Source organism: Sphingosinicella sp., from assembly GCF_052387495.1.
Lineage (GTDB): Bacteria > Pseudomonadota > Alphaproteobacteria > Sphingomonadales > Sphingomonadaceae > Allosphingosinicella.
Genome location: NZ_JBQTJC010000094.1, coordinates 1 through 23,298, shown reverse-complemented (window position 1 = coordinate 23,298; position 23,298 = coordinate 1). Strand labels below are relative to the sequence as shown.

The 23,298-nt window shown below is 69.3% G+C and carries 25 protein-coding genes; 12 read left to right on the top strand and 13 right to left on the bottom strand.

Annotation, left to right across the window (positions count from 1 at the left end):
• The first annotated feature begins 8 nt into the window (after window positions 1–8).
• On the top strand, window positions 9–1,232 hold the full coding sequence (locus tag ACT4N8_RS05240; protein ID WP_444857078.1) for an RtcB family protein: 1,224 nt from the start codon (window positions 9–11) through the stop codon (window positions 1,230–1,232).
• A gap of 28 nt (window positions 1,233–1,260) precedes the next feature.
• Here the strand turns inward: ACT4N8_RS05240 and era are convergent, their stop codons facing one another.
• The 3 genes from era to lepB are packed head-to-tail and all read right to left on the bottom strand — an operon-like array spanning window position 1,261 to window position 3,655.
• Window positions 1,261–2,154, bottom strand: a complete 894-nt coding sequence (gene era, locus ACT4N8_RS05235) for a GTPase Era (protein ID WP_444857077.1) — start codon at window positions 2,152–2,154, stop codon at window positions 1,261–1,263.
• Window positions 2,151–2,813: a ribonuclease III gene (rnc, locus tag ACT4N8_RS05230; RefSeq protein ID WP_444857076.1), complete on the bottom strand. Its 663-nt coding sequence runs from the start codon at window positions 2,811–2,813 to the stop codon at window positions 2,151–2,153. Before rnc ends, era begins: the two co-directional genes overlap by 4 nt.
• Entirely contained in the window at window positions 2,813–3,655 is an 843-nt protein-coding gene (lepB, locus tag ACT4N8_RS05225) for a signal peptidase I (RefSeq protein WP_444857098.1), read from the bottom strand. The genes rnc and lepB overlap by 1 nt, the downstream gene beginning before the upstream one ends.
• An 87-nt stretch (window positions 3,656–3,742) precedes the next feature.
• Here lepB and pgi point away from each other — a divergent pair, with 87 nt between their 5' ends.
• Genes pgi through gorA form a run of 3 tightly spaced genes read left to right on the top strand, consistent with a single transcriptional unit; the run spans window position 3,743 to window position 7,430 of the window.
• On the top strand, window positions 3,743–5,245 hold the full coding sequence (gene pgi / locus ACT4N8_RS05220) for a glucose-6-phosphate isomerase (RefSeq protein WP_444857075.1): 1,503 nt from the start codon (window positions 3,743–3,745) through the stop codon (window positions 5,243–5,245).
• Window positions 5,242–6,084, top strand: coding sequence for an aspartyl protease family protein (locus ACT4N8_RS05215; RefSeq protein WP_444857074.1), 843 nt, complete (start codon window positions 5,242–5,244; stop codon window positions 6,082–6,084). The genes pgi and ACT4N8_RS05215 overlap by 4 nt, the downstream gene beginning before the upstream one ends.
• On the top strand, window positions 6,081–7,430 hold the full coding sequence (gorA, locus tag ACT4N8_RS05210; RefSeq protein ID WP_444857073.1) for a glutathione-disulfide reductase: 1,350 nt from the start codon (window positions 6,081–6,083) through the stop codon (window positions 7,428–7,430). The genes ACT4N8_RS05215 and gorA overlap by 4 nt, the downstream gene beginning before the upstream one ends.
• Window positions 7,431–7,487: 57 nt before the next feature.
• Here the strand turns inward: gorA and ACT4N8_RS05205 are convergent, their stop codons facing one another.
• Window positions 7,488–7,808 (bottom strand): hypothetical protein, encoded by a 321-nt coding sequence (locus tag ACT4N8_RS05205; RefSeq protein ID WP_444857072.1) that lies wholly within the window; start codon window positions 7,806–7,808, stop codon window positions 7,488–7,490.
• Window positions 7,809–7,910: 102 nt separating this feature from the next.
• Window positions 7,911–9,230: a S41 family peptidase gene (locus ACT4N8_RS05200; RefSeq protein WP_444857071.1), complete on the bottom strand. Its 1,320-nt coding sequence runs from the start codon at window positions 9,228–9,230 to the stop codon at window positions 7,911–7,913.
• A gap of 116 nt (window positions 9,231–9,346) precedes the next feature.
• Between ACT4N8_RS05200 and ACT4N8_RS05195 the strand changes: the two genes are divergently transcribed.
• Window positions 9,347–9,820 carry an Lrp/AsnC family transcriptional regulator gene (locus tag ACT4N8_RS05195; protein ID WP_444857070.1) on the top strand — a complete coding sequence of 158 codons (474 nt, stop codon included), beginning with the start codon at window positions 9,347–9,349 and terminating at the stop codon, window positions 9,818–9,820.
• Between the two features lie 6 nt (window positions 9,821–9,826).
• Window positions 9,827–11,410: a phytoene desaturase family protein gene (locus tag ACT4N8_RS05190; protein WP_444857069.1), complete on the top strand. Its 1,584-nt coding sequence runs from the start codon at window positions 9,827–9,829 to the stop codon at window positions 11,408–11,410.
• A 5-nt stretch (window positions 11,411–11,415) separates the two neighbouring features.
• Here the strand turns inward: ACT4N8_RS05190 and ACT4N8_RS05185 are convergent, their stop codons facing one another.
• Both ACT4N8_RS05185 and ACT4N8_RS05180 read right to left on the bottom strand, forming a co-directional pair.
• The gene (locus tag ACT4N8_RS05185) at window positions 11,416–11,871 is read right to left on the bottom strand and encodes a cytochrome c (RefSeq protein WP_444857068.1); all 456 of its coding nucleotides are present in this window, start codon (window positions 11,869–11,871) and stop codon (window positions 11,416–11,418) included.
• A gap of 18 nt (window positions 11,872–11,889) precedes the next feature.
• Window positions 11,890–12,123: a DUF6356 family protein gene (locus ACT4N8_RS05180; RefSeq protein ID WP_444857067.1), complete on the bottom strand. Its 234-nt coding sequence runs from the start codon at window positions 12,121–12,123 to the stop codon at window positions 11,890–11,892.
• Window positions 12,124–12,235: 112 nt separating this feature from the next.
• Here ACT4N8_RS05180 and ACT4N8_RS05175 point away from each other — a divergent pair, with 112 nt between their 5' ends.
• On the top strand, window positions 12,236–13,399 hold the full coding sequence (locus tag ACT4N8_RS05175) for an acetyl-CoA C-acetyltransferase (RefSeq protein WP_444857066.1): 1,164 nt from the start codon (window positions 12,236–12,238) through the stop codon (window positions 13,397–13,399).
• A gap of 62 nt (window positions 13,400–13,461) precedes the next feature.
• Here the strand turns inward: ACT4N8_RS05175 and ACT4N8_RS05170 are convergent, their stop codons facing one another.
• Entirely contained in the window at window positions 13,462–13,770 is a 309-nt protein-coding gene (locus ACT4N8_RS05170) for a twin-arginine translocation signal domain-containing protein (protein ID WP_444857065.1), read from the bottom strand.
• A gap of 150 nt (window positions 13,771–13,920) precedes the next feature.
• Between ACT4N8_RS05170 and ACT4N8_RS05165 the strand changes: the two genes are divergently transcribed.
• The gene (locus tag ACT4N8_RS05165) at window positions 13,921–14,703 is read left to right on the top strand and encodes an SDR family NAD(P)-dependent oxidoreductase (protein ID WP_444857064.1); all 783 of its coding nucleotides are present in this window, start codon (window positions 13,921–13,923) and stop codon (window positions 14,701–14,703) included.
• A gap of 2 nt (window positions 14,704–14,705) precedes the next feature.
• Here the strand turns inward: ACT4N8_RS05165 and ACT4N8_RS05160 are convergent, their stop codons facing one another.
• On the bottom strand, window positions 14,706–14,942 hold the full coding sequence (locus ACT4N8_RS05160; RefSeq protein WP_444857063.1) for a hypothetical protein: 237 nt from the start codon (window positions 14,940–14,942) through the stop codon (window positions 14,706–14,708).
• Between the two features lie 84 nt (window positions 14,943–15,026).
• Between ACT4N8_RS05160 and ACT4N8_RS05155 the strand changes: the two genes are divergently transcribed.
• Window positions 15,027–15,752 (top strand): aspartate/glutamate racemase family protein, encoded by a 726-nt coding sequence (locus tag ACT4N8_RS05155; protein ID WP_444857062.1) that lies wholly within the window; start codon window positions 15,027–15,029, stop codon window positions 15,750–15,752.
• Here the strand turns inward: ACT4N8_RS05155 and ACT4N8_RS05150 are convergent.
• The 3 genes from ACT4N8_RS05150 to ACT4N8_RS05140 all read right to left on the bottom strand — a co-directional run bounded on the left by ACT4N8_RS05150 (window position 15,749) and on the right by ACT4N8_RS05140 (window position 19,015).
• Window positions 15,749–16,906: an aminotransferase gene (locus ACT4N8_RS05150; RefSeq protein WP_444857061.1), complete on the bottom strand. Its 1,158-nt coding sequence runs from the start codon at window positions 16,904–16,906 to the stop codon at window positions 15,749–15,751. The genes ACT4N8_RS05155 and ACT4N8_RS05150 overlap by 4 nt on opposite strands.
• An 89-nt stretch (window positions 16,907–16,995) precedes the next feature.
• Window positions 16,996–17,688 carry a hypothetical protein gene (locus ACT4N8_RS05145; RefSeq protein WP_444857060.1) on the bottom strand — a complete coding sequence of 231 codons (693 nt, stop codon included), beginning with the start codon at window positions 17,686–17,688 and terminating at the stop codon, window positions 16,996–16,998.
• A gap of 76 nt (window positions 17,689–17,764) precedes the next feature.
• Entirely contained in the window at window positions 17,765–19,015 is a 1,251-nt protein-coding gene (locus tag ACT4N8_RS05140) for a S8 family serine peptidase (protein ID WP_444857059.1), read from the bottom strand.
• Window positions 19,016–19,069: 54 nt separating this feature from the next.
• On the opposite strand from ACT4N8_RS05140, the gene ACT4N8_RS05135 reads away from it, so the two are divergent.
• Window positions 19,070–19,606 (top strand): RNA polymerase sigma factor, encoded by a 537-nt coding sequence (locus ACT4N8_RS05135; RefSeq protein WP_444857058.1) that lies wholly within the window; start codon window positions 19,070–19,072, stop codon window positions 19,604–19,606.
• The gene (locus ACT4N8_RS05130; RefSeq protein WP_444857057.1) at window positions 19,606–20,307 is read left to right on the top strand and encodes an anti-sigma factor family protein; all 702 of its coding nucleotides are present in this window, start codon (window positions 19,606–19,608) and stop codon (window positions 20,305–20,307) included. The genes ACT4N8_RS05135 and ACT4N8_RS05130 overlap by 1 nt, the downstream gene beginning before the upstream one ends.
• Here the strand turns inward: ACT4N8_RS05130 and ACT4N8_RS05125 are convergent.
• Window positions 20,304–21,479 carry a cell wall hydrolase gene (locus tag ACT4N8_RS05125; RefSeq protein ID WP_444857056.1) on the bottom strand — a complete coding sequence of 392 codons (1,176 nt, stop codon included), beginning with the start codon at window positions 21,477–21,479 and terminating at the stop codon, window positions 20,304–20,306. The genes ACT4N8_RS05130 and ACT4N8_RS05125 overlap by 4 nt on opposite strands.
• Window positions 21,480–21,751: 272 nt before the next feature.
• On the opposite strand from ACT4N8_RS05125, the gene acs reads away from it, so the two are divergent.
• Window positions 21,752–23,298 (top strand): acetate--CoA ligase (gene acs, locus ACT4N8_RS05120; RefSeq protein ID WP_444857055.1); only part of this gene is annotated, 1,547 nt, incomplete at its 3' end.

Sequence of the window (23,298 nt, the reverse complement as noted above, 5' to 3'; positions counted from 1 at the left end):
TCAAGGCCATGGACAAGTTTTCGATTCATCAGACGGCCGGCGTGCCGTTGAAATTGTGGGACAGCCACCAGCCTTTCGAGGCGGGGGCGATGCAGCAGCTTCGCAACGTGGCGTCGCTGCCGTTCGTGTTCGGCCATGTCGCGGGCATGCCGGACGTGCACTGGGGCAAGGGCGCGACCGTGGGCTCGGTCATCGCCACCAAGGCGGCGATCGTGCCGGCCGCGGTGGGCGTGGACATCGGCTGCGGGATGATGGCGGTGCGCACCTCGCTCACCGCCGACCGGCTTCCCGACGGCCTTGGCGCGGTCCGGGCGGAGATCGAACGTGCCGTACCCAAGGGCTTCGAATCGAGCCAAAGCGCGAACCATGCGAAGGGCGGCTGGGTCGTGACCCCGAATTCGGTGGCGCGCGCCTGGTACGATCGCTTCGAGGCGCGCTGGCGCAAGATCGTCGCCAGGCACCCGAAGGTGGAGGGCAAGACCAGCGACCAACTCGGCTCGATGGGCGGGGGCAATCACTTCATCGAGATCTGCCTCGATGAGGAGGATCGGCTGTGGGTGATGCTCCATTCGGGCTCGCGCGGCACCGGCAACCGGATCGGCACCTACTTCATCGACGCCGCCAGGGAGGCGATCGCGAAGGAGCGGCTGGATTTCCACCTTGCCGATCGCGATCTCGCGTTCCTGAGCGAAGGCTCGCAGCTCTTCGACGATTATATCGAAGCGATGCACTTCGCGCAGGATTATGCGATCGCGAACCGCGAGTTGATGATGGGCCGCGTCCTCGACGCGCTGCGCAAGCACCTGCCGGCGTTCAAGACCGACAAGCTGGCGATCAACTGCCACCACAATTATGCGGTGCAGGAGACCCATTTCGGCGAGCGCGTCTGGGTGACCCGCAAGGGCGCGGTGCGCGCCGGCCAGGGCGAGCTCGGGATCATCCCGGGCTCGATGGGTACCGGCAGCTTCATCGTCGAGGGGCTCGGCAATGACGAGAGCTTCTGCTCCTGCTCGCACGGCGCGGGCCGGCTGATGTCGCGCGGCGAAGCCAAGCGCCGGATCACGCTCGAGCAGCACGAGGCGGCAATGCGCGGCATCGAGGCGCGGGTGGACGAAGGCGTGCTGGACGAGAGTCCGGCCGCCTACAAGGACATCGGCGCCGTGATGAACGCGCAGACCGATCTGGTGCGGATCCGGCACCGGCTGCGGCAGATCGTCAACGTCAAAGGGTGAATGAGGGTGAGGTCCGCGGCGGCGGGCCTCACTCCACCCACTCCAGCCCGATCTCGCGGTAGAGCCCGCGGTCCTCCTCCCATTTCGGGTTGACCTTGACGTGGAGGAAGAGGTGGACCTTGCGGCCGAGGAGTGCCGACAGCTCTTTGCGCGCCGCCTCGCCGATCGCCTTGATGCGGGTGCCACCCTTGCCGAGCACGATCGCCTTCTGGCTGTCGCGGGCGACGAGGATCTGCTGGTGGATCACAGCCGAGCCGTCGGGCCGCTCCTCGAACTTCTCGGTCTCGATCGCGCTTTCGTAGGGCAATTCGGCGTGAAGCTGGTGGTAGAGCTGCTCGCGGGTCACCTCGGCCGCCATCATCCGGTCGGTGGCGTCGGAAACCTGATCTTCGGGGAAGTGCCACGGTCCTTCCGGCATGCGTGCAGCGAGCGCGGCCTTGAGATCGGCGACGCCATCGCCACTCGTCGCGGAGATCATGAAAATCTGCTCGAATTCCGTCCGCCGCCCGAGCTCCGTGGCGAGCGCGAGCAGGCTCTCCTTGGCGACCAGATCGACCTTGTTGAGGACCAGGATTTTCGGCTCGCGCCGCTCCTTCAGTCGGTCGAGCATCTCGTCGAGACCGCGGGTCAGCCCGGTCTTAGCGTCGACGACGAGCGCGATCAGGTCGGCGTCTTGCGCGCTGCCCCAGGCGGCGGCGACCATCGCCCGGTCGAGCCGCCGCTTCGGCTGGAAGATGCCGGGCGTGTCGGTCAGCAGGAGCTGCGTCTCGCCGAGCAGTGCGATCCCCATCAAGCGGGTGCGGGTGGTCTGCGCCTTGGGGGTCACGATCGCGACCTTCTGCCCGACCAGCGCGTTGACCAGGGTCGACTTGCCCGCATTGGGCGCGCCGACGACGGCGACCGTGCCGAAACGCTGCGTCATGGCAGGTCCTTCAGCATCGCGCGGGCCGCCTCGGTTTCGGCTTCCTGCTTGGAAAGGCCGGTGCCCGTCGCCTCGCCGACGCCCTTGATGGTGACGGTCACCGTGAAGCGGCGGGCATGGTCGGGACCGCGCGCCTCGACCACCTCGTAATGGGGTGCCCGCCGTCTCTGCGCCGCGGTCCATTCCTGCAGCGCCGCCTTGGGATGCTTGGGCGGCGCGGCGAGCCGGTCGACCCGGTCCGCCCAGGCGGCGCGGACGAACTTGCTCGCCGCCTCGAAGCCCGCCTCGAGATAGAGCGCACCGATCAAGGCCTCGACGACGTCGCCCAGCACATTGTCGCTGTCGAACACGCCGTCGTCGATCGCCTGGCGGCCGAGGCGCAGCCGCGGCGTCAGCTCGAGCTCGCGCGCGATCTCGGCGCAGACCTCACGGGTGACGAGCGCGTTGAGGCGCTGCGAGAGATTGCCTTCGGGCTCGTTCGGATAGGTCTCGATCAGCCAATGCGCGACAGCGAGGCCGAGGACGCGGTCGCCCAGAAACTCCAGCCGCTCGTAATTGCCCTCGCCGAAACTGGCATGGGTGAGCGCCGCCTCGAACGGCGCGAGGCCGCGCGGGCGGTGGCCGAGCTTGTCCTCGAGCCAGTCGGAAAGGTCGCTCATCAATAGGTCCGCCCGATCCGCGCCCAGCGCGCGGCCGAAAGCCAGGTCCAGGGCAGCCAGCCGGCCGAGCCGTCGGTCGACCAGAAGGCGATCAGCGCCTCGCCGATCAGATTCTCGGCCGGGAGCAAGCCGACCCCGCCCTCCTCAAGGGACACCCGGCTGTCCTCGCTGTCGTCGCGATTGTCGCCCATCACGAAGAGATGGCCGTCGGGCACGACGATCGGGCCGAACTCGTCGGCTGGCGAGCCGCCCTGATCGAGCACCTCGTAGCTGCGCCCGCCGGGGAGCGTCTCGCGGTAGCGCGGATAATGGCATTCCTCGCCATTCGAGCTTTGCTGCGCGCCCGCCTCGGGATCGTTGCCGACCACTCGGCAGGGGCTGTTGGCGCTGACCTGCATCACGTAATCGGCGATCCGCTGGCGCGGCACCGACGTGCCGTTCAGGATCACGACTCCGCCGCGCACCTCGATGCGGTCGCCGGGCAGGCCGATCACCCGCTTCACATAATCCTCTTCCTCCTGGCCCGGATAGCGGAAGACGACGATGTCGCCGCGGTCGGGCAATGCGCCCCCGATCCGCCCCTCGAAGCCGCCCATCCCGAACGGCATCGCGTAGCGCGACCAGCCATAGGGCCATTTGGTCACGAACAGATAGTCGCCGATCATCAGGTTGGGCAGCATCGAGCCCGAGGGGATCGAAAAGGGCGCGAAGACGAACGTGCGCACGAACAAAGTGATCGCGAACAGGATCAAGAGGAAGCGGATGGTGTCCCACCAACTTTCCTTCTTCTCCGGCTCGGCCGTGGCTTCGCCGGGCTCGGCGGCGGGGGACTCGCGCTCCATCCGCGCCGCTTTCGCCGCCGCGCGGCGGGCGGTCAAGCTAGGCATTCCATTCGCCCGCCCCTAGATAGCGGCGCGAGGAGGACCGGCATGGACGAAGCGTGGGCGGCGGTGGAGGCTGTGAAAACGGCCTCGGTCAAGGATCTGTTCGCCGACGAGCCGGACCGACTGGAGCGGCTCGCCCTCGATGAAGCGGGCATCCATTTCGATTTCTCCAAGACCCATCTGAGCCGCGACGCGCTCGCCGCCTTCATCCGACTCGCCGAGGCGGCGGATTTCGCCGGCCGCCGCGACGCCTTGTTCGCCGGAGAGATCGTCAACCCGACCGAGGGACGCGCCGCCGAGCATAGCGCCGAGCGCGGGGAGGGGGCGCCGGAAAGCGTCGCCCGTGCCCGCAAGCTGCACCAGCGGATGCGCACCTTGATCGACGCGGTCGAGGCCGAGGCGTTCGGTCCGGTCGAGCACATCATCCATATCGGCATCGGCGGCTCGGCGCTCGGACCGGAGCTGCTGCTCGACACGCTCGGCCGGGCGGGCGCAGGCTATGACGTGGCGATCGTCTCGAACGTCGACGGCGCGGCGCTGGAGGAGGCGGCTTTGGCCTTCGATCCGCATGCGACCCTGCTCGTCATCGCCTCCAAAACCTTCACCACGTCGGAGGCGATGCTGAACGCGCGCTCGGCGCTCGACTGGATGCGCGATCACGGCGTCACCGACCCGCTGGGCCGCACCGTCGCGCTCACCGCGGCGCCGGACAAGGCGCTGGCGTTCGGCATCGACGAGACGCGCATACTGCCCTTCGCCGAGACGGTGGGCGGTCGCTTCTCGCTCTGGTCGTCGATCGGCCTGCCGGCCGCGGCCGCGCTCGGCTGGGACGCGTTCGAGAGCCTGCTCGAAGGCGCGGCGGCGATGGATCGCCATTTCCGCCTCGCCCTGCCGGAGCGCAACGTGCCGCTCATCGCCGCCTTCGTCGACCGCTATTACGCTAATGTCCGGGGCGCCGGCACGCGCGCAGTCTTTGCCTATGACGAAAGGCTGCGGCTGCTTCCAACCTATCTCCAGCAGCTCGAAATGGAATCCAACGGCAAGTCGGTCCGGCTCGACGGATCGCCCGTCGGCCGTACCGCCGCGCCGGTCACTTGGGGCGGGGTCGGCACCGACGCCCAGCACGCGGTCTTCCAGCTCCTCCACCAAGGCACCCAGCTCGTCCCGGTCGAGTTCGTCGCGTCGCTGGAGCCGGGCAACGAGCTCGACCCGGAGCATCATCGCCAGCTCCTGATCAACTGCTTCGCGCAAGGGGCGGCGCTGATGGCCGGCCGCGACGCCGCAGACCCGCACCGCGCCTATCCCGGCGACCGGCCCTCGACCACCATCCTGCTCGACCGCATCGACCCGCGCACGCTCGGCGCCTTGCTCGCCTTTTACGAGCACCGCACCTTCGCCAATGCGGTGCTGCTCAGAATCAACCCGTTCGACCAGTTCGGCGTCGAGCTCGGCAAGGAAATGGCCAACGCGCTCGATAGCCAAAGCGCATTGGACTTCGATCCCTCGACCGAAGCATTGATCGCCCGCGCTTTCGGAGACGTGGAATGAAGCGAATCTGGCTCGCCGCCGCTGCCTGTGCTGGCCTCCTCGGCGCGCAGGGCGCCGCCGCGGTGCCGCTGCAGGAAGTCAACAACCGCCTCTTCCTGACCGTCAACGTAAACGGTCAGCCGGTCACGGCGTTGCTCGATTCCGCCGCCGAGATGACCATCCTTGACGACGACAGCGCCCGGCGTCTCGGCCTTGTTCAGGTCGGCAGCGCGACTGCGCACGGCTCGGGCGAGGCGGCGGTGCAGGCGCGCTTCGCCGAGGATGTCCGCATCGACGGCGCGGGCACGCGCTTCACCACCCGCGTCGGGATACTCGATCTCGACGAGGTCTCGCAACGGCTGCTCGGACGCCGGGCGGACATGTTGCTCGGCCGGGACCTGCTCGATCAGGGTCGCTTTCGCATCGACATCCCGGGGCGCGCGATCGACCGCGTCGATTCGATCCCCGCCGGTGCCGTGCGCCTGCCGGTGACGGAGCATCGGGGCGTCCCCGCCATCCCGGCCGCCGCCGAGGGACACGAACCGGTCGAGGCCGTGGTCGACATCGGCAACGGCAGCGAAGTGCTGATCGGCCGGGCCTATGCCGAACGGATAGGCCTGACCGCGCCCGAACGGATCGTCGAGCGGCGCAGCGGCGGCGGCCTCGGCGGCGCGCTCGATCGCGACATTGTTGTCCTGAGGATTCTGAACGTCGGGGGACGCGAGTTCCGAGATGTGCGCGCGGCGATCGATCCCGGCGAGACAGCGTCCGATCTTAACCTCGGCACGTCGATTCTGCGCCATTTCGTCATCACCACCGATTTTCCGGATCGCGCGATCTGGCTGGAGCCCGTCGAATGACCAAAACCTACGACTACGATCTGTTCGTGATCGGCGCGGGCTCGGGCGGGGTGCGCGCCTCGCGGGTCGCGGCGGCGCACGGCGCGCGGGTGGCGATCGCCGAGGAATATCGGGTCGGCGGGACCTGCGTGATCCGCGGCTGCGTGCCCAAGAAGCTGCTCGTCTACGGTGCTCATTTCGCCGAGGATCTGCAGGACGCGGCGCGGTTCGGCTGGAAGGTCGGCAAGTGCGATTTCGACTGGCCGGTGCTGCGCGACAACGTGCTCGGCGAGGTCGAGCGGCTCGAAGGCATTTACCAGGACATTCTCGACCGCCATGAGGTCGATACCATCCCCCAGCGCGCGACCCTCACCGGTCCCCATGAGATCGCGCTGGCGGACGGGACGAAGGTCACCGCCGCGACCATCCTGATCGCCACCGGCGCGCATCCGGTCGTCCCGAAGCTGCCCGGCGCGGAGCACGGCATCACCTCGAACGAGGTGTTCCACCTAGAGCGGATGCCGAAGCGGGTGGTGATCGCGGGCGGCGGCTATATCGCCAACGAGTTCGCCGGCATCTTCCACGAGTTCAGCTGCCACGTGACCCTGGTCAATCGCGGCGAGGTGATCCTCAGACACTATGACGAGCAGATCCGCGATCGGTTGCTGACGATCAGCCTGATGAAGGGCATCGAGTTCAAGTTCAACGCGCCGTTCGAGAAGATCGAGAAGCGCAAGGACGGCACGCTGAAAATCCACGTCTCGGGGCAGGATCCGCTGGAGGCCGACCTCCTGCTCTGGGCGGTCGGCCGCGCGCCCAACACGGCCGGCCTCGGCCTCGAAAAGGTCGGGGTCGAGCTCGGCAAGAATGGCGCGATCCTGGTCGACGAGGACAACCAGTCGTCAGTACCCTCGATCTACGGAATCGGCGACGTCACCGATCGGGTGCAGCTCACGCCGGTCGCGATCCGCGAGGGCCAGGCGTTCGCCGACACCGTTTTCGGCGGCAAGCCGACGCGGGTCGACTACGCCCACATCCCCTCAGCCGTCTTCAGCCACCCGCCAATCGCCGGAGTCGGCATGACCGAAGGGGAGGCGCGCGACAAATTGGGCTCCTACAAGGCTTATGTCTCCGATTTCCGGCCGATGAAGAACGTCCTCGCCGGCCGCAACGAGCGCGCTCTCTACAAGATCATCGTCGACCAGGAGACCGACCGCGTCGTGGGCCTCCACATGATCGGCCCCGACGCGCCAGAAATCCTCCAGGCCGCCGCGATCGCGGTGAAGGCCGGCCTCACCAAGGCCCAGTTCGACGACACGCTAGCGCTCCACCCGACCATGTCGGAAGAGCTGGTGCTGATGCGCTGACGCGAAAAGGGCCCCGTCGTCGCCGGCGAGGCCCCGTCGTTTCGCGGACAGACCCAATCAGGTCAGGTTGATGTCCGTGGTCGAGCAGAGATCGATGCCGCGCCAGTCGCCGGTGTCGTCGTCCTCATAGGTGACGCGGATGTCCCATTCGCACTGGTCGTCGCCGGGATCGAAGCTGACCTCCGCGGATTCGCCCGCGCCGAGCACGTCGACGCCGAGGATGTCCGGCCCCCAATCGTTCGAATCCGACGGCGAGACGTTGAGCGTCATGATCGCCTGACCCGTGCTGTTGTGGATCGTGAAATCCTGAATCGCGGCATAAGCGGCCGTTGCCGCCATCGACAGCGCGACGGCGGCTGCAATCATCAATTTTCTCATATGTATGAACCTCCCTTACCCTTCCGGTGCGCGAAGGCTTAGAGGCTTCCGGCGGCTTGGCAATCCGACAAATGCGGGCGCTCTCGGAAAAACGCGGCGATCTCAGCGCGAGCGTTCGTAACGGCCCTGGAGAGGTCCGCCCGCGGGTCCCAGGTCGAAGGAGACGGCGCGTCCTTCCGCGACCAGGAAATCGATCCGCAGCATCGCGTCATGCTCGAAGCCGAAGCGATTGCCGCCCAGCGGAATCAGCGCGACCGGCGGTCGCTCGCCCAGTTGATAAAGCAGGCGATCGCCATCGGTGCGTACCGTTCGCTCGCCATAGGTACCGACATAGGTGGCGAGGGCCTGTCCGGGCTGCCTGGGCGTCAGTCTTGCGTCGGCGGTTTCCGCCACGGCTTCGAGTCGTTCGCGATCCTGCCCTTGCGCCGCCGAGGCGAGCCGGCGCAGCGCATGGACCTGCGCCGCCTCGAGCGCGCTCTCGACGGGCACCGGCATGGTCGGCGCGATCCCGGTTCGTTCCCAATCGCCGCCTGTCGCGGCGAGCACCGGGCGCCCCACGGAAACGCTGAGCACGAAGGCGTCGGCGATCGGCACGAGATCGTTGCGGAAAGCGGCGCCGGCGGTCCGGTCGCCGACCAGCTCGCCAAGCCGGAAGCCGGCGACGTGCCCGGAAAATTCCTCCGCCGCCGAAGCGCTGTGACGGCTGGTGAGCAAATAGAACGGCTTTCCGATCAACCGCCCGGCGGGCAATTCGGCCAGCGTCGACAGCCGATCGGGCTCGGCCCGTCCGCCCATGTGGAATTCGACCAGCGGACGGTTGGGCGGCAGGAAATGGCTCACCAGATATTGGACGGCTTGCGGGCTGCCGCCGCCATTGTGCCGGATGTCGATGACGATCGCATCGCCGCCGGCCAGGAAGCGCATCGCATTGTCCAGCGCCGCCGCGCTCTCCGGGCCGGTCCAGATGAAGCCGTCATAGCGCATGTAGCGGATGTTGCCCGGCAGGACCCGCAGCTCGCTCACGCCATGATTGGCCGCCCGCGCGAGGCGGACGAAGGCTTCCGGCGGCGGGCCGTCGTCCGAGCGCGGCGTGCCCAGCATTTGCGCCTGGCGCGAATTGTAGCCGAAGTTGAGGTGGCCGTCGTTCGCGGTGGCCAGGTCGGCGTTGATCCGCTCGGCCAGGACCGCAGGATCGCGCGTGTCGTACCGGCCGGTTTCCAGGCCGCGCGCCAGCAGCGCGTCGAGCGCCGCGCGCCGCTCCGGCAGAACATAGCGTTCGGCGATGATGCGCCGCACCTCGGTCACGATCGAGCGCGGATCGATCGTGGCCTGTTGGACCGCGGGGGGCGGCTGAAGTGCCTGAGCCGCGCCGCCGATCGCGGTCGCGCCCAGCAGCGCCGCCAGCAGAACCGAACCTCGCATACGTCTCCTCCGTTTTATCCGGGCAACACACCTTGCTATCGCGATCCGCACGGTGATTTCGCGCAAAGTTGCATCGACGCTTGCCAGATTCTGGCAAATGACGTGAGAAGGGCGCGATGCCCCGCCTCGACAAGCTCGATCTGCGCCTTCTCACCTGTCTGCAGGAGGACAACCTCCAGACCGCCGACGCGCTTGCGGAACGGGTCGGGCGCTCCCCGTCCGCCGTCGCGCGGCGGCTGCGGCGGCTGCGCGCCGGCGGCGCGATCGCGGCGGACGTCGCCGTGATTTCCGAGGAAGCCGCGGGGCATCCGCTCTCGGCGATCGTGCAGATTCAACTCGAGCGCCACGCGCCGCACGAGGGCGACCGGCTCCGCCGCCGCCTCGTCGCCAGCCCGAACGTCCAGCTCTGTCTCGACATTGCGGGAACCTTCGACATCCTGCTCCTCGTCGTCGCGCCGGATATGGAGGCCTACAACGCCTTCGCCGACGCGACCCTGGCCGAGCATCCGGCGGTCCGCCGCTTCGAAAGCACGTTCGTCAAGAAGCGGGTGAAGGCGACACTGGCGGTGCCTTTAGGCGACGAGGCATAGAACGCCATGACCTCGCCCTCAGACGTGCTCATCATCGGCGCCGGCCATAACGGTTTGGTCTGCGCTTATTATCTCGCCGCGCGGGGGCTGAAGGTGACCGTGCTGGAGGCGCGGAGCGTGGTCGGCGGTGCGGCCGTCACCGAAGAGTTCGCCCCGGGTTTTCGCAATTCGACGGCGAGCTACACGGTCGGACTGCTCAATCCCAAGGTGCTCCGCGACATGCGGCTCTACGAGCACGGCCTCGAGGTCGTGCTGCGCAAGATCGACAATTTCCTGCCCACGCTCGGCGAGGATTACCTGCTCGCCGGGCGAGGCGGGCTGACCAAGCGTGAGATCGCGCGACACAGCGCGGCGGACGCGGAGAATTACGACGCTTATTCCGCCGCGCTCAGCCAGGTGGTCGGGATCGTCCGCCAGTGGCTGCTGCGCGCGCCGCCCAATGCCGGCGGCGGGATCGGCGAGCTGCTCGCTTTGCTGAAGCTCGGGCGCGGAGTGGGGCGGCTCGGCATCGAGGACCAGCGCCACCTCGTCGATTTCTTCACCCGCTCGGCCGCCGACGTGCTCGGCCGCTATTTCAGCCACGATCTGGTCCAGGCCCTGTTCGGCTTCGACGCGGTCGTCGGCCACTATGCCAGCCCCTACGCGCCGGGCAGCGCCTATGTGCTGCTCCACCACGTCTTCGGCGAGGCGGCGGGGGTCGAGGGCGCCTGGGGACACGCGATCGGCGGGATGGGCGCGATCACCGAGGCGATGGCGCGGGCCTGCCGCGAGAAGGGGGTCGAGATCCGGCTCGACACGCCGGTCGAGGCGGTCATCGTCGAGCAGCACAAGGCGGCCGGGGCGATCGCCGGCGGCAAGGCCTGGCGGGCGAAGGCGGTGGCGGCGGGGGTCAATCCGAAGCTCCTCTTTGGCCGCCTGCTACCCGCCGGCGCGGTCGAGCCGGAGATCGAGCTGCGGATGGCGCATTGGCAGAGCGAATCAGCGACCTTCCGGATGAACGTCGCGCTCTCGGAACTGCCGCGCTTCACCTCGCTTCCCGAGCCGGGCGACCAGATGACCGCCGGCATCATCATGGCCCCGTCGCTCGGCTATATGGACCGGGCCTGGCTGACGGCGCGAACCGAGGACTATGCGCGCGAGCCGATCGTCGAAATGCTGATCCCCTCGACGCTCGACGACAGCCTCGCGCCCGAAGGCGCCCATGTCGCCAGCCTATTCTGTCAGCATTTCCCTTATGTGATCGAGGATGGCTGGGACGCGCGCCGCGACGAGGTCGCCGATCATATCATCGCCCATGTCGACCGCTTCGCGCCGGGCTTCGCGGCGAGCGTGGTCGGCCGGCTCGCGCTCAGCCCGCTCGATCTCGAACGCCGCTTCGGCCTGATCGGCGGCGATATCTTCCACGGCAAGATGGGGCTCGACCAGCTCTTCTCGAACCGGCCGATGCTGGGCCATGCCGATTACCGCATGCCGCTCCCGGGCCTCTATCTTTGCGGCTCCGGCGCCCATCCGGGCGGCGGCGTGACCGGCGCCCCCGGGCATAATGCGGCCGCCGCGATTCTCAAGGACCGCCGCAAACTCGGCCTGTAAACCGGTCAGTCCGAACGATAGTTGTCGTGGCAGCCCGAGCAGGCTGCGCGCGCGGCCGCCCAGCGTTCGAGGAACACGGCGCGGTCGCCCGCCTGCGCCGCCTCGGCCAGCGCGGTCGCCGCCGCGGCATAGGCCTGGGCCCGTGCCTCGAACCCCGGGCGGTCGCTCCAGATTTCCGGCCGCGCCTTGCTGTTGGGAAGGTTGGTGCCGGCCGGGAACATGCTCGGCAGGGTCCGCGCCCAGCGCGCCAGCGACCGGGCCGGGAAAGCGAGCTGTTTGACGTCGGCGCCCGCATCGGCGGCGAACTTCATCCCCGCGAACGCTCCGCCCGAGAGCATGAACGAGGATTGGCGCGCGGCGACGATCTGCTCGGGCGTCAGACCGGCGGGCGGAGTCTGGGCCAGGGCGGCAGTGAGGGGGATCGCGATCAGGGTCGCGCCGAGCAGCAAGCCACGTTTCATCAATCCCTCCCCGGTGGTTCAGATGATCGGATGCCGCTCCCAATTGGCCTTGTCGGCGCGGCCGTGCAGCTTGCTGTGCAGCCGGTCCATGGTCTGGCTGCCGGTCCTGACGCAGAGAAACGGGAAGATGGCGTGGACCAGGCAGGCGAGGCCGCCGCCGATCATCCGCACGCCGAACCAGGCGGCATGGCCGAAATGCTCGCCATAGCTTTCGCCGACCTCGCGGGGGTGATGGGTGAAGGGGTTGGGCATGTCTCGTGGGTCCCGTTCTCTCTGAGGCCCGCGCATAGCGATTTCGGGGCGGGGCTTCCAGACTCGTCGCGCGGCGGCTAGAGCGGCTTGACGTTAACGTAAGGAGCGAGGGATGGCCGAGGCCTATATTGTCGAGGCGGTCCGCACCGCGGGCGGGCGCCGGGGCGGCGCGCTGAAGGATTGGCATCCGGTCGATCTGGCCGCGCAGGTGCTGAATGCCCTGGTCGAGCGCAGCGGCGTCGATCCGGCGGCGATCGACGACGTGGTCATGGGCTGCGTCGGCCAGGCCGGCGAGCAGGCCTTCCATGTCGGCCGCAACGCCGTGCTCGCCTCGAAATTGCCCGAGAGCGTGCCGGCGGTCACCATCGACCGCCAGTGCGGCTCCTCGCAGCAGTCGATCCATTTCGCCGCGCAGGCGGTGATGTCGGGCACGCAGGACGTGGTGATCGCCGCCGGGGTCGAATCGATGACGCGGGTGCCGATGGGCCTGCCCGTCACCCTGCCGATGCAGCACGGCATCGGCACCGGGCCATTTCCGAGGAGCATCCAGGAACGATTCGGAGTCGCGATGTTCAGCCAGTTCGCCGGAGCCGAAATGATCGCGGAGAAATATGGCTTCGAGCGCGAAGAGCTCGATCGCTTCGCGCTGGAAAGCCACCGCAAGGCCTCGCGCGCCGCCGACGCCGGCGCGCTCGACGCCGAGATCGTGGTGCTCGCGGTCGAGGGCGGGGAGCATCGCCGCGACGAGGGCATTCGGGACGACGCGACGCTCGAGGGTATCGCCTCGGTCAAATTGCTCAAGGAGGGCGGGCGGATCAGCGCCGCCAACGCCTCCCAGATTTGCGACGGGGCGAGCGGCGTGCTGATCGTCAGCGAGGCGGCGCTCAAGGCGCACGGGCTGACGCCCCTGGCGCGCATCCACAACCTCACCGTCACCGCCGGCGATCCGGTGATCATGCTGGAGGAGCCGATCCCCGCCACGGCCCGGGCGCTTGCCCGCGCCGGGATGTCCATCGCCGACATCGATCTCTACGAGGTCAACGAGGCGTTCGCGCCGGTGCCGCTCGCCTGGCTGCGCGAAACCGGGGCCGAACCCGACAAGCTGAACGTCAATGGTGGCGCAATCGCGCTCGGCCATCCGCTCGGGGCGTCCGGCGCCAAGCTGATGGCGACCCTGACCCACGCGCTGAAGGCGCGCGGGAAGCGCTACGGCCTCCAGACGATGTGCGAAGGCGGCGGCATCGCCAATGTGACGATCGTCGAGAATCTCGCTTAGGCGTAGAGAAACGCGCCCGCCGGCGGTCCGGCGAGCGCGCCTCGTTTCAGCGATTCAGCCCGTCAGCGGCGGCCGCATCGTGCCGGGTCGGAGCCCGGTCCAGCGTCGCTGTCGGTGCGGCGATTGCCGCGTCCCGCGCCGCCGGGATCGGCACGGGCGCCGGTGTCGCCGTCGGTGCAGCCGCGGATCCGGTTCGCCGGCCCGCCGCGGCCGCGGCCGGCCGGGTCGGCATTCGCCCCGTCGTCCGCATCCGTTACCTGGAACGCCTCGGCTCTCCCGGTCAGCGCGACGAGCGCGCCGCCCCCAACCACGGCACCGCCCGCCACGCGCGTCATGAACGAGCGGCGGCTGAGTTTACGTACAGCCTTCATTTGGACTCTCCCCACATGCCCCCCAAAGGGCGCCGCCTGCTTACGCCTTTCCGGATATAGTAACAACACGGTAAATAAGGGGCGTGTCTTGTCCAACCCGGGGGCATGCCGCTAGGTGCGCCGGCCATCCGAAATTCGAGAGGAACCGCCATGAAGCTCGACTCCAGCATCGCCGCCGTCGTCACCGGCGGCGCGTCAGGCCTCGGCGAGGCGACGGCGCGCGCGCTGGCCGCGAAGGGTGTGAAGGTTGCCGTCTTCGACCGCGACGCCGAGCGGGGCGAGAAGGTCGCCGGCGAGATCGGCGGCATCTTCGCGCAATGCGACGTGACTTCGGACGAGGCGGTCGAGGCCGCCTTCGCGACGGCGCGCGCGGCGCACGGGCAGGAGCGGATCTGCGTCAATTGCGCCGGCGTCGCCAATGCGATGAAGACGGTCGGCCGCGATAAAACGACCGGCGAGATCAGACCCTATCCGATCCACCAGTTCGAACTGGTCATTCAGATCAACCTGATCGGCACCTTCCGCGTCCTCGCCAAGTCCGCCGCCGGCATGGCCGCGCTCGATCCGCTCGAGGACGGCGAGAAGGGCGTGATCGTCAACACCGCCTCGGTCGCCGCCCAGGACGGGCAGATCGGCCAAGCGGCCTATTCGGCCTCGAAGGCAGGCGTGCTCGGCATGGCGCTCCCGATCGCGCGCGACCTGATGGGGGAGGGGATCCGGGTCAACACCATCCTCCCCGGCGTGTTCGAAACGCCGATGGTGGCGATGATGCCGCAGAACGTGAAGGACGCGCTCGCCGCGCAGGTACCCTTCCCGAAACGGCTCGGTCGGGCGGAGGAGTATGCGCGCCTCGCCGTAGTCATGGCCGAGAACAGCTATCTGAACGGCGAATATGTGAGGCTCGACGGCGCCATCCGGATGGCACCACGCTGAGCCTACCAGATTCCGTGCGGCCGCCCGTCGACCATGACCACGGGCACGCCGCGCCAGGCCTGAATCCGCTGCGGGCTCTGGCGACCACGCCGCTCGCGCCGCGCCTCGGAGGCGAGCGTTGCGTCCAGCGAGCGTAGGTCGAGCCGGCGGCTCCGCTCGGCGCGAGCGACGCGCCGCGGCGGCTCGGCGACCGCCTGAAGCTGCGGCTGGATCATCATCGCGAGGAGCAGAAAGTGCATGGGCCGCATCCTGCGCCGATATTCTCCACGCTTCGTTAATGCGGCCGCGCTTGCCAGCAGCGCCGCGGCACGCCAGCACAGGCCATGACCCTGCATATCGGCATCCTCGCCCACAGCGCGGAGGGGGCGACGCTCTGCTACCGCACCGCCTGGCTCGATTGCGTCTCGCGGATTGTCGCGCACTTCCATCCCGAGTTCACGATGTCTTGCGTCGACATGCACCTCGGGCTGGACGCCTGGGAGCGCGGCGACCTCGAAATGCTGCGCAGCATTTTCCTCGCCGACGCCGGGAAGCTGGCCGCCGCCGGCTGCGATTTCTTCGTGCTGCCGGACAACACCGCCCATATCGCGCTCGAGGCGCCGGGCGCGCCTTTCCCGATTCCCTGCCTTCATATCGGTGAGGTCGTCGCGGATCGGGCGCGCGCCGACGGCCGGCGCAAGATCGGCATTCTCGGCACCGACTGGACGATGACCGGACCGGTCTATCCGGGCGTGCTCGGCCGGCGCGGGCTTGACTGGGAAATCCCGGACGAGGCCGACCGTCAGACCGTCCACGGCATCATCTTCGACGAGCTTTGCCTCGGCATCCTCACCGACGAATCGCGCGCAACCTGCGTCGGGGTCATCGACGGGCTGGCCGCACGCGGCTGTGATGCGGTCGCTTTGGTCTGCACCGAAATCCCGCTGCTGATCGGCGCGGAGAATTCGCCGCTGCCGATCTTCGATTCCACCCGCCTGCTCGCCAAAGCTGCGGTCGAGGTGGCGCTCGGCGATCGCCCCCTGCCGGCGTGGCGCGGCGGGCCGCTCTAGGCCCTCATCAGCGCGCGCGCTTTGGCGAGGCGGGCGATGCCCTCGTCGAGCGTCTCCCGCTTCTTGGCAAAGCAGAGGCGGATGACGTTGGTCACGGGCGCCTCGGCGTAGAGCGCGGAGAGCGGGATCGCCGCCACCCCGCATTCGCGCACCGCGCGCTCGCAGAAATCGACATCGCCGGTGGCGATGCCCGAGGCGGCGAGGTCGACGTTGAGGAAATAGGTGCCTTCGGCCGGGAGCACGGCGTAGCCCGCCGCTTCGAGCCCGGCCGCGAGATGGTCGCGCGCCTCGGCGAAGCGGGCGCGCATCGCCTCGTAATATTCGTCGCTCTTGCCGAGCCCGTAGGCGACCGCGCTCTGTAGATTGGGCGCGGTGGTGAAGGTGAGGAACTGGTGGACGTTGGCGACCGCCGCCGCGAGCGCCGGCGCAGCCACCGCCCAACCGACCTTCCAGCCGGTCAGCGAGAAGATCTTGCCCGCCGACCCGACCTTGACCGTCCGTTCTGCCATGCCCGGCAGCGAGGCGAGCGGGATGTGCTTGCGGCCGTCGAACAGGACATGCTCCCAGACCTCGTCTGTCAGCGCGATCACGTCGTGCCGAACGCAGGCCTCGGCGAGCAACGCCAGCTCCTCGGCATCGAATACGCGCGCCGTCGGGTTGTGCGGATTGTTGAAGACGACGAGCTGGGTGCGATCGCTGAACGCTCCGGCGATCAGCCCCGCGTCGATCCGCCAGCCGGGCGGCTTCAGCCCCGCGAGCCGCGGCACGCCCCCTGCGCGCAGCACGAGCGGCCGATAGGCATCGTAGAGCGGCTGGAAGAGCAAAACCTCATCGCCGGGCGCGATCAGCGCCATCAGCGACGCCGCGAGCGCCTCGGTCGCGCCCGAGGTGACGATCACCTGCTCCGATTCGATCGTCAGCCCCTGCTGTGCCGCATAATGGCCCGCAACGGCTTCCCGCAGCTCCGGCTTGCCCCGCATTGGCGGATACTGGCTCGCCTCGCCGGTCAGCGCCTCCGCCGCGCGGCGCACGACGTCGTCCGGCCATCCGAAATCGGGAAAGCCCTGGCCGAGATTCACCGCCTCATGGGCGCGGGCGAGGCCCGACATATGCTCGAAGATCGAGACCGGCAGCTGGGCGAAGAGCGGGTGCATCGCCGCTCCTATGTCGCCGGCTCGCGGAGAGGGCAAAGGAAAAGCCCCGGCGTCGGGAGGCGCCGGGGCTTTCCTGAAGTCCGCGAGTGCTATTCCTCGCGGGTACGGGTGCGCTCGCTGCGGCTGGCGCGGCTGCCGCGTCGCTCGCTCGTCGCGCTGCTGCGCGGTGCATCCGACTGTGCGGCGCCCGATCGCGAGCGGTTCGACCTGTTGCCGGCCGAGGCATTGCCGGAGGCATCGGCGGTCGCGGAGGCGGAGGCCTGGACCGCGTTCAGCTTGTCGGCCACGCCGCTCAGCGCGCCGTCGGCGCGGCCGCGCGCGTTCGCGGCGGCGTTGCCGGCCCGCTCGCGCGTGTTGGCGACCGTGTTGCGGGCCCGGTTGCGCGCATTGCCCACCGTATCGCGCACCGCGTCGGTGCCGACCAGCTCGGCGTCCGCGCCGGCGCTGCCCGAGGCGCTGCCGCCGGCATTGCCGGAAACGCTGCGCCTGCCGAGCGCCGAATCGACGGTGCCGTCGAGCGTGCCGTCGGCGGCGGCATTGCCCGAGCCGCGCGCGCTGGCGCGGCCGCGGCGCCGGTCGACATTGCGCTCGACGCGCGTGTCGGCAGTACCGCGCACGGTGCTGTCGAGCGTGCCGCGCACGTCACCGAGGGGGCGGCCGAGCGTACCGCCGAGCTGGCCGCCCAGCGAGCCGCCAAGGCCGCCGCCGCCCAGGATCTGGGCCGAAGCCGGCGCGGCGATCAGGAAGGCGCAGCCGGCCATGAGCTTGAATGCGAGTTTCATTGTCGATCTCCCGTTGAAACAGGCGAGGATCGCGTCCTCACGTGCGGGAAACGGACGAGCTGTCGGGTTTAATCCCTCAACGTCGACGAACCGTGCGGCAACCGCCGCAGATCACGCCCCGTCCGAGGCCTCTGCGGCCCCGGAGCTGCGCCTCGGCGTCCAGCGAGGCGATCGGGTTGCGACCGCCCACATGATGGGCAAGCCGTCCCGCGACGAGCGGCACCGCATAGGACGTGCCGCGCACGGCGACGAGACCCCCGCCGCCGGCTGCCGCCATATCGGCGCCGGGCGCGGCATAATCGAGATGGCTGGCGCGCCCGGCCTCGATCAGCACCCGGCCGCGCCCGTCGATGCCGGTCACCGCGATCACGCCGGGATAGGAGGCGGGATAAGCGGGTGGCGCGGCCGGGCCGTCATTGCCGACCGCGGCGACGATGTGCATGCCCCGCGCCCGCGCCTGCGCCACCGTCCGCGCGACGAGCGGATTGGCGGGGCCGACCAGGCTGACCGCCACCACCCGAACGCGCTGGCCGGCCAGCCAGGCGAGGGCGCGGGACAGCGCCAGCGCGTTGCCGCCCGCCGGGTCGGTGCCGTAAATGTCGGCGACGAACAAGGCGGCGCCCGGCGCCGCGCTGCGCATCACCCCCTGGCCCGCGACGAGCGAGGCGACCGCGGTACCGTGCGCGCTGGCGCGGGGCGCCCCGGCGACAAAGCCGCGCTGCTGGATCGCGCCGCGCAGCGCCGGGTGGCGCGCGACGCCGCCATCGACGATCCCGACAGCGGGCGGCCCAGATCCGCTCCCCTGCATCGCCACCGCGCCGTCGATCGCGGCCTCGGCGCCGCTTTGCAGGTGGAGGTGATTGGCGGCGAATTCGGTGCCCGGCGCGATCCGGCGCAGCCGCGACAAGGCGCGGTCGACCGACCAGCCGCGCGGCACGGCGAGCGTCACCGCGCGGATACCGAGCCCGTCCAGCGCCTCTTCGCCCCGCCGGACGAAGCCCGCTTCCTGCAAGGCCGCCAAGGCCGCCGGGCCCGGATCGATTGCGATTACCTCGCCGCGCACCGCCGGGCCGAGATCGGTCATCTCGAGCCGGTCGCGGTTGCGGCGGACGAGCGCTTCGAGGCGGTCGATCCGGTCGCGGGCGAGCGTGCGGGCGCTGGCCCGGACCTCGCCGAGCGTCGCGTCGGCCGAATCGAGCAGGTCGCGTCCGGTGCGATCGATCCCGCCGAGCACATCGCCGACCGGCGGGATCGGCGTCTGCGGCAGGAGTTGCGCGCCGGCCGCCGCCGCGCTCAATGCGAGCACGGCGATCAAAGTTCGGGACAAGAACCTTCGTGGCGCCATCGGGCCTCCTCTTGACATATTTTCGCTTGCTTGGGGATGAAACGCGCGGGACCATCCGTTTCCTCCAACGAACGGAGTCGCCTGTTGCAGGCTTTCGAGCGTGAGCTGCTGACGCTGGTGCCCCGGCTGCGCCGGTTCGCGCGCGCATTGACTCACGACCCGGCCGATGCGGACGACCTGACCCAGGCGGCGCTGGAGCGTGCCTTGAAGGCACGCGGCCAGTGGCAGCCCGGAACGAGACTGGATGCCTGGATGATGCGGATCATGCGCAATTGCTGGATCGACGAAGCCCGCCGCCGCGCGCGCAGCGGCCGGACCTTCGCGCCCGAGGAGGCCGGCGAGCGGATCGGCAGCGACGCTCACGAGCGGATCGAACGGCGCCTGGAGTTGCAGGATGTCGATCGGGCGATGGATACGCTGCCGGCAGAGCAGCGCGAGGTGATCGCGCTCGTCCTGGTCGAAGGGCTCGCCTATCGCGAGGCGGCCGATTTGCTTGAGATACCGATCGGGACTTTAACCTCGCGGCTGACCCGGGGCCGTCAGGCGCTCGCCCGCATGCTGGAGGCCGCGTAATGGCCGTGGATGACGACACCCTGATGGCTTGGCTCGACGGCGAGCTGAACGAGGTCGAGCGGCGCCGCGTCGAGACGGCGCTGACCGAGGATCCCGCCCTGGCCGCCCGGCTCGACGGGCAGCGCCGCCTGCGGGACCGGCTCGCCGCGCATTACGGCCCCGTGGCCGACGAAGACGTGCCGGAGCGCTTTCGCGCGATGCTGGAGACCAACGTCGTCGAGATCGCGGCGGCGCGACCGGGCCGGTCGCGGCCGCTCTGGCAGAGCCTGACCGCGATCGCCGCCACCCTCGTGCTCGGCATCTTCGTCGGCCGCGCCTGGCCGGAGAGCGCGACGGTCGTGACCGATGAGGGTGTGCTGGTCGCGCGCGGCGCGCTTGCCGAGGCGCTGGAGACCCAGCTCGCCTCGACCCAGGCGGCGGACGCCGCAACCCGGATCGGCGTCACCTTCGCCCGCGCCGACGGCAGCCCCTGCCGCACCTTCGAGGGCGGCGCGCTGAGCGGCATCGCCTGCCGCGGCGGCGCGGACTGGCAATTGGTGATGACCGCGGCCGGGAGCCGGGCGCGGCAAACCGACTATCGCCAGGCGGGCGGGTCGGCGCCATTGGTGCTCGAAGCGGCGCAGGCGATGATGGCGGGCGAGCCACTCGACGCCGCCGGCGAGCGCCGCGCGCGCGATTCCGGCTGGGGAAGCGTCCGCTAGACGTTCATCGGGGAGGGCGGCGCGCCGCCCGCCGCCGCCGGCGGAGGCGTTTGCGTTTGGCTTTGCGTGTCGGAAGGCGGCGCCCAGCGCCCCAGCGGGCGCTGCTGCGGCGTCTCGGCTTCGTCGTCATTGCCGGTCAGCGCCCAGCGCTGGCTGTTGGTCATCGACGAATCGGCGCGAGTACGCTCGGCTATGAGCGCGTTGGCGGTGTCGCGGCGCAGCGGCTCGTAGCGGCGGAGGACCGCGCGCTGGAAGCTGTCGACGCTGTGGATCGGCGCGGCGCCCTCGGCCGCCGCCGCGGCGAGCGCGTCGCGGGCATTGGCCTCGGCGGCGGCGAGCATCCGCTCCTGCGCGGTCGGTTGGCCGAAGCCGCCGCGCCAGGCGATCGCCGGCTCGGCGCCGGCATAGCGGTTCAGAAAGGCCGTGGGTCGGCCCCAGCCGCCGCGCCAGCGGTAGAAGATGTGGGCGCCGACCGTCGCCGTCTTGACCAGGCTCGAGGCCCAGTAAGGCACGACGTAATTGGCATGATAGTGGGTCGCCCAGCCGGCCGGCGCATGGACATATCCGCCCAGCGCCGCTTCGGCGACGGCGCGGGCGCGTTGCCAGAAGGGCGCCATCGGCGCGCGGCGCAGCGAGCCGTCGCAGCTGAAGGAGAATTGGCAGCCGGTGGAGCGGCGCGCGCCCTCGAAGACGACGCCGCAGACGCTGGCGGGATAGGCCGGATGGCGGACCCGGTTCAACACCACCTGGGCGACCGCGCGCTGGCCCTCGGTCGGCTCGGTCGCCGCCTCATAATAGATGGCGGCGGTCAGGCAATCGAGGGCGCGGGCGCGCTCCGCCTCGCCGCCGGCCAGCCGGAAGGGTCGCGCGGCGGGATTGGCGAGGTTCGCGATCGGGATCGCGGCGTTGATCGCCAGCGCGTCGGTCGGCGCGACGGGGCGGATCTGAGTCGCGGACATCTGGATCGCCTGCCGGCGCAGCTGCGAGACTTGGGCCGTCTCCGCGGCCTCGCGGGCGAAAACGGCGTCGGAGGCCGGGTCGCGCAGCGCGATGCCGGCCAGGGTCGCCGCGAACAAGGCGAGCATGAGCGCGCCCACCAAAGCGGCGCGCCAATAAGCGCGTACGGCCTCGGGGAGGCGCAAGGTCGGAAGGGTCAGTGCGTCGGCCGTCATCGTCTTGCCAATAGCAGCTTTCTCGTCGGTGCGTTATATATGTAATACACGCCGGCCGCGCAAATCGCGGCGTCCGTCGCATTCCTCGCCCGCGGAGCCGCTATTTAGGGGCGACGTTCCGCTTCGACGAGTCCTTTCCGTTCATGCCACCGAAGGGTCGGCATCTTTTCATGTGTTTCAAGATACTTAGGTATCGAAACTCATTGGCTGACTCAAGTGACCCTGCAAAGTCGACGCTGGCCTCACCGGGCCCGAATGGCTAAGGCGACCGCATGGCCGACCGGATTCCGCCCCCTGCCGCCGCTATCGAGAACACCCACTGCACCGCCGCGCAATATGAGGCGCTCTACCGCCGCTCGCTCGACGATCCGGACGGTTTCTGGGCCGAGCAGGCGCGGCGGATCGACTGGGAGCACTTTCCGATGCGAATCGCCGACTGGTGCTTCGATCCGGTCGAGATCAAATGGTTCGAGGACGGCATCCTCAACCTCTGCCACAATTGCGTTGACCGGCATCTCGAGGCGCGCTCCGCCGAGACCGCGATCGTCTGGGAAGGCGACGAACCCGGCACCGTCCGCACTCTGACCTACGGCGCGCTCCACGCCGAGGTGGTGCGGATGGCGAACGTCCTGAAGACGCTGGGCGCCGGCAAGGGCGACCGCGTCACCATCTATCTGCCGATGATCCCCGAGGCGGCGGTGGCGATGCTCGCCTGCGCCCGTATCGGCGCGGTCCACAGCGTCGTTTTCGGCGGCTTCTCGCCCGAGGCGCTGCACGGCCGGATCGAGGATTGCGCGAGCCGCTTCGTGATCACCGCGGACGGCGGCAGGCGCGGCGGCAAGCTGGTGCCGCTCAAGGCCAATGTCGATGCCGCGCTCGAGCGGCCGACGCCCGTCGAGGCGGTCGTCGTCGTCCGCCATCTCGGCAACGAGATCGCGATGCGCGAGGGCCGCGACCATTGGTACGACGAGATCGGCGAGACTGTCCCCGACACCTGCCCGTGCGGGCCGATGAGTGCGGAGGACCCTTTGTTCATCCTCTACACGTCGGGCTCGACCGGAAAGCCCAAGGGCGTGCTCCACACGACCGGCGGCTATGCCGTGTGGACGGCGGCCACCTTCCACTACGTCTTCGACTATCGCCCCGGCGAGATCTTCTGGTGCACCGCGGACGAGGGCTGGGTCAACGGGCATAGCTATGTCGTCTACGGCCCGCTCGCGAACGGCGCGACGACTTTCATGTTCGAGGGCGTGCCGAACTACCCGGATTCGAGCCGCTTCTGGGACGTGGTCGAGCGGCACAAGGTCGACATTTTCTACACCGCCCCGACCGCGATCCGCGCTTTGATGCGCGAGGGCGAGGGACCCGTGAAGCGCCACGACCGCTCCTCGCTGCGCCTGCTCGGCACGGTCGGCGAGCCGATCAACCCGGAGGCGTGGCTCTGGTATCATCGCGTCGTCGGCGACGAGCGCTGCCCGATCGTCGATACCTGGTGGCAGACCGAGACGGGCGGGATCATGATCACGACCTTGCCCGGCGCGCACGACATGAAGCCGGGCTCGGCGGGCAAGCCGCTGTTCGGCATCGTACCGCAGATCGTCGACGGCGACGGCCACCCGCTCGCCGGGGCCGCCTCGGGCAATCTCTGCATCGCCGCCTCCTGGCCGGGGCAGATGCGCACCGTCTACGGCGATCACGACCGCTTCGTGCAGACCTATTTCTCGACCTACCAGAATCGCTACTTCTCCGGCGACGGCTGCCGCCGCGACGAGGACGGCTATTACTGGATCACCGGCCGCGTCGACGACGTCATCAACGT

Coding starts and splice junctions, on each gene's coding strand:
- ACT4N8_RS05175 (WP_444857066.1), top strand. CDS start 12,236: ATGGCCGAGGCCTATATTGTCGAGGCGGTCCGCACCGCGGGCGGGCGC.
- ACT4N8_RS05165 (WP_444857064.1), top strand. CDS start 13,921: ATGAAGCTCGACTCCAGCATCGCCGCCGTCGTCACCGGCGGCGCGTCA.
- ACT4N8_RS05150 (WP_444857061.1), bottom strand. CDS start 16,906: ATGCACCCGCTCTTCGCCCAGCTGCCGGTCTCGATCTTCGAGCATATG.
- ACT4N8_RS05180 (WP_444857067.1), bottom strand. CDS start 12,123: ATGCCCAACCCCTTCACCCATCACCCCCGCGAGGTCGGCGAAAGCTAT.
- pgi (WP_444857075.1), top strand. CDS start 3,743: ATGGACGAAGCGTGGGCGGCGGTGGAGGCTGTGAAAACGGCCTCGGTC.
- era (WP_444857077.1), bottom strand. CDS start 2,154: ATGACGCAGCGTTTCGGCACGGTCGCCGTCGTCGGCGCGCCCAATGCG.
- ACT4N8_RS05185 (WP_444857068.1), bottom strand. CDS start 11,871: ATGAAACGTGGCTTGCTGCTCGGCGCGACCCTGATCGCGATCCCCCTC.
- ACT4N8_RS05240 (WP_444857078.1), top strand. CDS start 9: ATGGACAAGTTTTCGATTCATCAGACGGCCGGCGTGCCGTTGAAATTG.
- rnc (WP_444857076.1), bottom strand. CDS start 2,813: ATGAGCGACCTTTCCGACTGGCTCGAGGACAAGCTCGGCCACCGCCCG.
- ACT4N8_RS05170 (WP_444857065.1), bottom strand. CDS start 13,770: ATGAAGGCTGTACGTAAACTCAGCCGCCGCTCGTTCATGACGCGCGTG.
- lepB (WP_444857098.1), bottom strand. CDS start 3,655: ATGGAGCGCGAGTCCCCCGCCGCCGAGCCCGGCGAAGCCACGGCCGAG.
- ACT4N8_RS05160 (WP_444857063.1), bottom strand. CDS start 14,942: ATGCACTTTCTGCTCCTCGCGATGATGATCCAGCCGCAGCTTCAGGCG.
- ACT4N8_RS05205 (WP_444857072.1), bottom strand. CDS start 7,808: ATGAGAAAATTGATGATTGCAGCCGCCGTCGCGCTGTCGATGGCGGCA.
- ACT4N8_RS05125 (WP_444857056.1), bottom strand. CDS start 21,479: ATGACGGCCGACGCACTGACCCTTCCGACCTTGCGCCTCCCCGAGGCC.
- ACT4N8_RS05145 (WP_444857060.1), bottom strand. CDS start 17,688: ATGAAACTCGCATTCAAGCTCATGGCCGGCTGCGCCTTCCTGATCGCC.
- ACT4N8_RS05135 (WP_444857058.1), top strand. CDS start 19,070: ATGAAACGCGCGGGACCATCCGTTTCCTCCAACGAACGGAGTCGCCTG.
- ACT4N8_RS05155 (WP_444857062.1), top strand. CDS start 15,027: ATGACCCTGCATATCGGCATCCTCGCCCACAGCGCGGAGGGGGCGACG.
- ACT4N8_RS05215 (WP_444857074.1), top strand. CDS start 5,242: ATGAAGCGAATCTGGCTCGCCGCCGCTGCCTGTGCTGGCCTCCTCGGC.
- gorA (WP_444857073.1), top strand. CDS start 6,081: ATGACCAAAACCTACGACTACGATCTGTTCGTGATCGGCGCGGGCTCG.
- ACT4N8_RS05130 (WP_444857057.1), top strand. CDS start 19,606: ATGGCCGTGGATGACGACACCCTGATGGCTTGGCTCGACGGCGAGCTG.
- ACT4N8_RS05200 (WP_444857071.1), bottom strand. CDS start 9,230: ATGCGAGGTTCGGTTCTGCTGGCGGCGCTGCTGGGCGCGACCGCGATC.
- ACT4N8_RS05195 (WP_444857070.1), top strand. CDS start 9,347: ATGCCCCGCCTCGACAAGCTCGATCTGCGCCTTCTCACCTGTCTGCAG.
- ACT4N8_RS05190 (WP_444857069.1), top strand. CDS start 9,827: ATGACCTCGCCCTCAGACGTGCTCATCATCGGCGCCGGCCATAACGGT.